The sequence below is a fragment of the uncultured Eubacterium sp. genome (assembly GCF_934295145.1).
Taxonomy (GTDB): Bacteria; Bacillota; Clostridia; order Lachnospirales; family Lachnospiraceae; genus Eubacterium_I.
This window is the reverse complement of record NZ_CAKRAS010000012.1, coordinates 53,921-61,159: the sequence shown is the minus strand read 5'-3', so window position 1 is coordinate 61,159 and position 7,239 is coordinate 53,921. Positions and strand designations below refer to the sequence as shown.

Sequence of the window (7,239 nt, the reverse complement as noted above, 5' to 3'; positions counted from 1 at the left end):
AATAAGCGACGCAGTGGTCACAGAAAATTTTTCAGGTTCTTGTTGGAGTTCGTTTCTGCTTGTTCCAAACCACCCTAAACAAGAATTTAATTGTTGTATTTCCGAACAAGTTTTTGTATATCTTCGTTTTTACCGATCATCAGTAAATGTTCTTCTTCTTTAAAACAGTAATTTGCCGGTGGCATAGCCTGGATGCCGTCTTTGGCCTGAATGGCAATGATATTGGTATGGTATTTATTGCGAATATCCATTTCAACAATTGTTTTCCCAATCCATTCCGGCAGTGGTGCAAGCTCATAGATGGAGAAATTCTCACTCAGTTCAAAGTAGTCAAAAATACTGTCAGAGCTGTATTGCACTGCAGATTTTTCAGCAATATCCCGATCAGGATAAATAATTCGGTCCGCTCCATTGCGCAGTAAGAATTTTGCCTGGACATCTCTGGTAGCTTTACTAACTACAAATTTTGCACCAAGTTCTTTTAATAAACAGGTGATTTCCAGACTGCTTTGGAAATTCGTACCGACACATACAAAACATTTATCAAAGTTTCCGACACCGAGACTTTTCAGTACTTCTTCTTTGGTACAGTCACCGATTTTGGCATCAGTAACATAAGGAAGCAGTGGTTCTAATAATTCTTCATCCTGATCGACGATCATCACTTCATTTCCTAATTTAGCAAGATTTCGGCACAGATGGCTGCCGAAACGACCCATTCCGATGATTAAAAATGATTTCATAGCAAAAATCCTCCGTAAATAAAAATTCTTTTCCAAAATAAGAGTTATTGTTTGATGATATCAAAGTAATAATATCGATAAACAATAGATTTATCCGATACTTATATGCTCTTTTGGCTGACGTACATGCGCCAGTCTTTTTTTATCTGTAAAGGACATGGCGAAAGAAAGACTTCCGACACGACCGAGGTACATCAAAAGAACAAGGATCACTTTTGCACCTGGGACGAGATCCGGGGTGATTCCGGTGCTCATGCCGACAGTGCTGATTGCAGATACAACATCAAAAACAATGGCAGTGAGATCCAGATTTTGCAGTGTGGAAATCAGAAATGTCGCAACTACTGCAAGCAGCATGTTTGTGGTGAATACGGCAGCAGCTTTGGATATTGCGTCATCTTCCAAACAACGCTTGTATATATTTACACCATCCGTACGGGTGAGTACTGAGCGTAGGTAAAGCAACAGAATTGCAATTGTGGTGACTTTGACACCACCGGCAGTTGAACCGGGACATCCACCGATAAACATCAATATAATAGTTAAAAGCTGGCTGCTTTGACTTAAAGAAGCAATGTCTGTCGTATTAAATCCAGCAGTTCGCGGTGTGACGGTGGAAAACAGTGCATTCAAGATGGCTTGTGATGTACTCATATCTGCAAACAGCGCATGTCGTTCCAGAATTAAGAACAAAATTGTTGGTAGGACAGTCAAAATTAATGAAGTAGTCAGAACTATTTTGGTATGCAGTGCGTATTTGCGAAAATGAAGTTTGTGTTCTTTTAAATCACTCCAGACAAAAAATCCAATTCCACCAATCAGGATCAGTGCGATCAGTGTCAGACATACGATCCAGTTACCATTGTATCCGATGAAGGATGACATTCCAAACGCATCCATCAGGTCAAATCCTGCATTACAAAAAGCAGAAATAGAATGGAAAATTCCGTAGTAAATCGCCTGACCCAAAGGCATATTCTGTGAGAAACAGATGGTCAGGATTATGGCACCGACTCCTTCAAATAATAAAGTACCTTTTAAAATAAGGTAAGCCAGGCGGACAATACCGCTGGTATTTAGTACATTTACACTTTCTTTGAGCAGTCCACGTTGGCGCAAGGTGATTTTTTTTCGTAAAAATAAAGAAAATCCAAAACCAAAGGTGATAAATCCAAGACCACCGATCTGTATCAGGATTAAAATGATGATCTGCCCAAAAAGTGACCAGTGTAAATAAGTATTGGTGACTGCCAGGCCCGTTACACAAGTAGCGCTGGTAGAAGTAAAAAGCGCAGTCAGAAAATCTGTCCAGGTTCCGGTGCGGCTTGCCAGTGGTGTCATTAGAAGAAGGGCACCAATAAAGACAATGCAAAAGAAACCAAGGGCAATCATCTGCATCTGCGAGATATTGTTTCGTAGTTTTGCAAACATAAGAACCTCCGAGTTATATTAGCGTTCACATGACATAAGAGTCAGGTGAACCGTCAAAATAGTATACCATGATTTTATTAAATGTGCTATACTGTACAAAAAAAAGTGACAGGAGGAAGATTACATGACGGGAAGCATATTTTTCTGGTTTATTATATTAATTTTTATTATATCCAGTGTAGCAAAAGGAAAAAAGAAACCTGTAGACAGAAATAGACATGCAGGGACAACACAAAGCCGTCAGGTACCGCCGGCACAGAAGCAGCATACACAGCAGATGAAAAAACAACAGACCGCTTATGGATCTTATAAATCACCCAAGCCAAAAGCAGCAGCTTCTGCGACCAGATATTCTGAAGGAAAAAAGGCAAAAGCGGTTGAAAATCCTGTGGGACAGAATACAGAGCAGACGAGCAGTTTTGAACAGAATGAGATAGTGGCAGCGGCAAAGGCATACACAAGAGAGGTGGAACTGGATAATGACAAGGATGCTGAAAATCAGAACCTGATAGAAGATGTTTACGAGGTAATGGTCAAAGGACCGAAAAATAATATTGAATTTCAGCGTGATTTTATAGCAGAAGGAATGGATATGTTAAATTCATGCTACTGTGTTCATGAGCAGGCAGCGAAAGCGGATGGTGAAAATCCGTTTTAGATCAGATTTTGGGAGTACTCAAAAAAATCAGGGGACAGAAAGAGGGAATTAAAATGGCACAGGGAAATCCATTACCAGGAGAAAAATATTTACATTTTAAAAATAAGCTATATCAGGTGATTGCAGTTGCAAAGCATTCGGAAACCATGGAACTGTATGTGGTATATCAGGCATTGTATGGGGATTTTGGTATATATATCCGCCCGTATGATATGTTTATCAGTGAAGTGGATCATGAAAAATATCCGAAAGTGACACAGAAATATCGTTTTCAGTATGTAGAGCCGGAGACAGCAGACAGCCGGAGCAGTGAACCAGAACAGCAGAAAACAGCAACAGATTGTGAACCAGAACAGCAGAAAACAGCAGCAGATTGTGAACCGGAAAAGGATGGGGATGCTGATGAGCAGATCAATCCATGGTTACTGCGTTTCCTGGATGCAGAGACCATGGAAGAAAAGTATCAGATTGTCTGTGACATCAAAGATGAAATTACAGACAGACTGATTGATGATCTGGCGGTGGTTGTAGATGTGGTAATCCCAGAAGGAAAACTAAGTGATCGTTATGCTCAGTTAAAATATTGCATTCGCACCCGGCAGAAATACGAACAGAATTCTCTCTGGAGAAAATAGTAGTTATTCTTTGCTATATCCATGACGGCTCATGTAGCTGTTGTGGTATTTGCCGGAATAAGTGACATCGTCGGCAAACCATTCCGGAGGAATGAAAGCGTTTGCTTCATCTTCAGATGGAAATTCTACTTCTGCAAGAATCAAAGGTGCAAGGTCATTTTCAAATATATCAAGTTCAATGGTATAATTTTTAAAAGGAATACAATATCTTTTTTTGGTGATGATCAGTCCATCGGCTTTTGGCCGCAAATGTGCGTAACCTTCTGCTGATAGTGGGAGATTGTACTCCTCTCTGGACATCAGTCCGTCAGATTTGTAGGTGAGAAAATAGTCATTATCCTGTTTGCGGATGCGCACAACCGGAGAGGTACACAGATACCCTTGTTCAATGTGGCGGCAGGGATACTGTTCGATGTTTTTTGGTAATTGTTTAATTAAAAATTTGCGTTCGATTTCCATGATAAAAATACTCCATTCTGCAATTTGGATAGAAAGATATGGTCTTACAATCTAATAGTATAATCATATAGTAACAGGAACAGAATTGAAAAATCAATAAAAATGTGATAATGGCGCAGACCATTTTACAAACACGCCTTTTTAAATGTTAATTCAAGAAGGAATGGAGAAGCACGAAAGTATATTCTGATATAAAGGAGGAAAAAATGAGTAAAATAGCAGTATTATGTAACGATGGCGTAGAAGAAATTGAGTGTCTGACCGTAGTCGATTTCTGCAGAAGAGCCGGAATTCATGTGATTACAGTATCCGTAACAGGAAAACGTCAGATTAAAGGTGCACACAATATCGTTTTTCATGCAGAGGAAGTTTTTGCAGATATGAATTTTGATGAATTTGACGGAATTGTTTATCCAGGAGGACCCGGAACTGCCTCACTGGGGGAAAAACCAGGCGTCAAAGAACTTGCACGGAAATTTCTGGCAGATGGCAAAATGCTGGCAGCAATCTGTGCGGCACCGGGGATGATTTCCGAAACAGGTATTTTAAAAGAAAAACATGCTACTGGATATCCGGGATGCAATCCGGAAGGCGGTGCAATCTGGAACGAAGAAAAGACAGTGACAGATGGAAATCTGGTTACCGGAAAAGGTCCGGGAGCAGCAAATGAATTTGCAATTGCAATCATTCGTTACCTGGAAGGTGATGTAAAAGCGGATCAGATTCGTACCTCCACTATGATGTAGTAAGCCGGGCAATCTTTTCCTAAAACAGAAGATTTTCCCAGACATAAAAACTGCATCTCCGTTAATACTAGGAACAAGACAGTAAGCTTCATAAGGATACTTCTGTTGAGTCGAAAAGTCTCGCTTTTCCATTCAACAAAATTACCGGGAAGCCACCTGTCTTTACCATAGAGAAAAAAATCACGGAGGTGTAACAACATGAGTAATTCTAAGAGCTCAAACAAAGTGTCAGTTCCGGAGGCAAAAGAAGCAATGAACCGTTTCAAACAGGAAGTGGCATCCGAACTTGGAGTACCTTTAAAAGAAGGATACAATGGTGAACTGACATCTCGTCAGGCCGGTTCCATCGGTGGTGAAATGGTGAAAAAAATGATCATGAGACAGGAAGAGCAGATGTCCAACAAGTAAGAACTGATATTCTGTGACGATCAAAGACAAAGACAGGAGAATACAGATGTGAAGAAGTATATGCATGCGTTGCACGATATACATCTTATCGCAAGAATATGTAGTTCCTGTAAAAAGAAGAGGAGCGGCTGCATTGCGCGGCCGCTCTTTTTGTGTGGAAAGCTTTCGCTTTCCTAAAAAAGAAGATTTAAACTTTACAAAAAGTAAAGAGGCTTTATTCAACGGTTACTGATTTCGCCAGGTTTCGTGGTTTGTCCACATCTAAACCTCTTGCGACACTCATATAGTAACCGAGTAACTGTAACGGGATGATAGCCAGGCTGTTTGTAAACATGGCATCCGTTTTTGGAATGTAGACAGTGAAGTCTACGGAATCTTCAATAGTATAATTGCCAAATGTGGTCAGTCCCATCAGGTAAGCACCACGGCTTTTTACTTCCACAAGGTTGGAAAGTGTTTTTTCCTGCAGGGTTGGCTGTGTCAGGAGACCAATGACAAGGGTGCCATCCTCGATCAGGCTTATGGTGCCGTGCTTTAATTCGCCGGCAGCGTATGCCTCAGAATGAACATAGCTGATTTCTTTCATTTTCAGACTGCCTTCCAGACCGGTGGAATAGTCAATGCCACGTCCGATAAAGAAAGCGTCTTTTACGTTGGCAAATTTTGCGGCAAACCATTGGATCCGCTCTTTATCTTCCAAAATTTTTTCAATCTGTTCCGGAAGTTTTGCCAGATTCTGAAGATAATACTGTAATTTTGTGTCATCGATCAATGCACGGCTGTATGAAAATTTTAAAGCCAGCAGGTAGATGGCAATCAGCTGGGTACTGTAAGCCTTTGTGGTGGCAACTGCGATTTCAGGACCTGCCATAGTGTACATGACATAATCAGCTTCTCTTGCGATAGAAGAACCAACGACATTGACAATGGCCAGTGTCTTGGAACCGCGCTCTTTTGCTTCGCGCAGAGCAGCCAGACTGTCTGCGGTTTCTCCGGACTGGCTGATGACTACAACCAGATCCTCCGGCGTCAGGAGCGGATCACGGTAACGAAATTCGGAAGCAATTTCCACGCGCACCGGAATGTGTGCCAGAGACTCTATGACATACTGCGCTGTGATGCCGACATGGTAGGCGGAACCGCAGGCTACGATAATGATCTGATGGAATGCATTCATGACATCTGAGGTCAGACCTGTTTCTGTCAGATCAATGGTGTTTTCTTTATAATAATGATACAGTGTATCGGAAACCGCTTTTGGCTGTTCATAAATTTCTTTCATCATAAAATGTTCAAAGCCGGCTTTCTCTGCGGCTGCAGCATCCCATGTGATAGTAACTGGCTCTTTTTCTACAACTTCTTCATCTATATTATAGAAGACAGCCTCGCCTTTACGCAGACGGCCGATTTCCATATTATCAATATAGAATACAGAGCGCGTATGATTCAGGATGGCCGGGACATCGGAAGCGATGTAGCATGCTTTGTCAGTGATACCGATGATCATCGGGCTGTCCTTGCGGGCCACATAGATCTCATCCGGATAATCCTGATACATGACAGCCAGCGCGTAGGAACCACGAAAATGTGTCATGGCTTCTGTCAGTGCATGCAGTGGATCCTGTTCATTTTTCTTATAGTAATAATCAATGAGTTTTACGGCAACTTCTGTATCTGTATCAGAATAGAAAGTATAGCCTTTTTTAACTAGTTTTTCTTTTAATTCTACATAATTATCAATGATTCCGTTGTGCACGGCAATGACTGCGTGATCATCACTGCAATGCGGGTGCGCATTCACCTCGGAAGGTTCTCCATGCGTTGCCCATCGGGTATGACCGATACCACACTGCCCGGCAATAGAGTTTCCATAATCTGTTTTTTGCTGCAACAGTTTGAGACGACCTTTGCTTTTCATCATCTGGGTCGGTGCCTCCTGATCGCGTACAGCGATGCCGGCGGAATCATATCCACGGTACTCTAATTTGGAAAGACCGTTTAAAAGGATTGGAGCGGCCTGTTCATTTCCTATATAACCAACGATACCACACATGATAGTTCTCCTTTTACTTTGTTTTCTTTTGCTTTTATTTCAACAATTTAACACAAAGACAATAGTCTGTCAATTCAAAAGCATAAATTTTTGAAGTAAAAATTTT

At 41.2% G+C, this 7,239-nt stretch carries 7 protein-coding genes and 1 pseudogene; 4 read left to right on the top strand and 4 right to left on the bottom strand.

Going from position 1 to position 7,239, the window contains the following annotated elements:
* Window positions 1-86 precede the first annotated feature (86 nt).
* Window positions 87-743, bottom strand: coding sequence for a TrkA family potassium uptake protein (locus tag Q0I54_RS03975; protein WP_296116636.1), 657 nt, complete (start codon window positions 741-743; stop codon window positions 87-89).
* A gap of 90 nt (window positions 744-833) precedes the next feature.
* On the bottom strand, window positions 834-2,174 hold the full coding sequence (locus Q0I54_RS03970; RefSeq protein ID WP_296116634.1) for a TrkH family potassium uptake protein: 1,341 nt from the start codon (window positions 2,172-2,174) through the stop codon (window positions 834-836).
* A gap of 124 nt (window positions 2,175-2,298) precedes the next feature.
* On the opposite strand from Q0I54_RS03970, the gene Q0I54_RS03965 reads away from it, so the two are divergent.
* Together Q0I54_RS03965 and Q0I54_RS13275 are read left to right on the top strand one after the other, a co-directional pair.
* Window positions 2,299-2,832, top strand: a complete 534-nt coding sequence (locus Q0I54_RS03965; RefSeq protein WP_296116632.1) for a hypothetical protein — start codon at window positions 2,299-2,301, stop codon at window positions 2,830-2,832.
* Window positions 2,833-2,885: 53 nt separating this feature from the next.
* A pseudogene (locus Q0I54_RS13275) lies at window positions 2,886-3,116 on the top strand (DUF1653 domain-containing protein); the annotation flags it as partial.
* Window positions 3,117-3,470: 354 nt separating this feature from the next.
* Here Q0I54_RS13275 and Q0I54_RS03955 read toward each other — a convergent pair.
* Entirely contained in the window at window positions 3,471-3,926 is a 456-nt protein-coding gene (locus tag Q0I54_RS03955) for a CYTH domain-containing protein (RefSeq protein ID WP_294784854.1), read from the bottom strand.
* 206 nt (window positions 3,927-4,132) lie between these two features.
* Between Q0I54_RS03955 and Q0I54_RS03950 the strand changes: the two genes are divergently transcribed.
* Together Q0I54_RS03950 and Q0I54_RS03945 are read left to right on the top strand one after the other, a co-directional pair.
* Window positions 4,133-4,672, top strand: a complete 540-nt coding sequence (locus tag Q0I54_RS03950; RefSeq protein WP_296116629.1) for a DJ-1 family glyoxalase III — start codon at window positions 4,133-4,135, stop codon at window positions 4,670-4,672.
* Between the two features lie 198 nt (window positions 4,673-4,870).
* Window positions 4,871-5,080 (top strand): alpha/beta-type small acid-soluble spore protein, encoded by a 210-nt coding sequence (locus tag Q0I54_RS03945; RefSeq protein ID WP_294784852.1) that lies wholly within the window; start codon window positions 4,871-4,873, stop codon window positions 5,078-5,080.
* Between the two features lie 214 nt (window positions 5,081-5,294).
* On the opposite strand, the gene glmS is transcribed toward Q0I54_RS03945, so the two are convergent.
* Window positions 5,295-7,133, bottom strand: coding sequence for a glutamine--fructose-6-phosphate transaminase (isomerizing) (gene glmS, locus Q0I54_RS03940; RefSeq protein WP_296116627.1), 1,839 nt, complete (start codon window positions 7,131-7,133; stop codon window positions 5,295-5,297).
* Between the last annotated feature and the right edge of the window lie 106 nt (window positions 7,134-7,239).

What these genes read in the sequence shown, in the direction of transcription:
- Q0I54_RS03950 (WP_296116629.1), top strand. Translation starts at nt 4,133, where the DNA reads ATGAGTAAAATAGCAGTATTATGTAACGATGGCGTAGAAGAAATTGAG.
- glmS (WP_296116627.1), bottom strand. Translation starts at nt 7,133, where the DNA reads ATGTGTGGTATCGTTGGTTATATAGGAAATGAACAGGCCGCTCCAATC.
- Q0I54_RS03975 (WP_296116636.1), bottom strand. Translation starts at nt 743, where the DNA reads ATGAAATCATTTTTAATCATCGGAATGGGTCGTTTCGGCAGCCATCTG.
- Q0I54_RS03955 (WP_294784854.1), bottom strand. Translation starts at nt 3,926, where the DNA reads ATGGAAATCGAACGCAAATTTTTAATTAAACAATTACCAAAAAACATC.
- Q0I54_RS03970 (WP_296116634.1), bottom strand. Translation starts at nt 2,174, where the DNA reads ATGTTTGCAAAACTACGAAACAATATCTCGCAGATGCAGATGATTGCC.
- Q0I54_RS03965 (WP_296116632.1), top strand. Translation starts at nt 2,299, where the DNA reads ATGACGGGAAGCATATTTTTCTGGTTTATTATATTAATTTTTATTATA.
- Q0I54_RS03945 (WP_294784852.1), top strand. Translation starts at nt 4,871, where the DNA reads ATGAGTAATTCTAAGAGCTCAAACAAAGTGTCAGTTCCGGAGGCAAAA.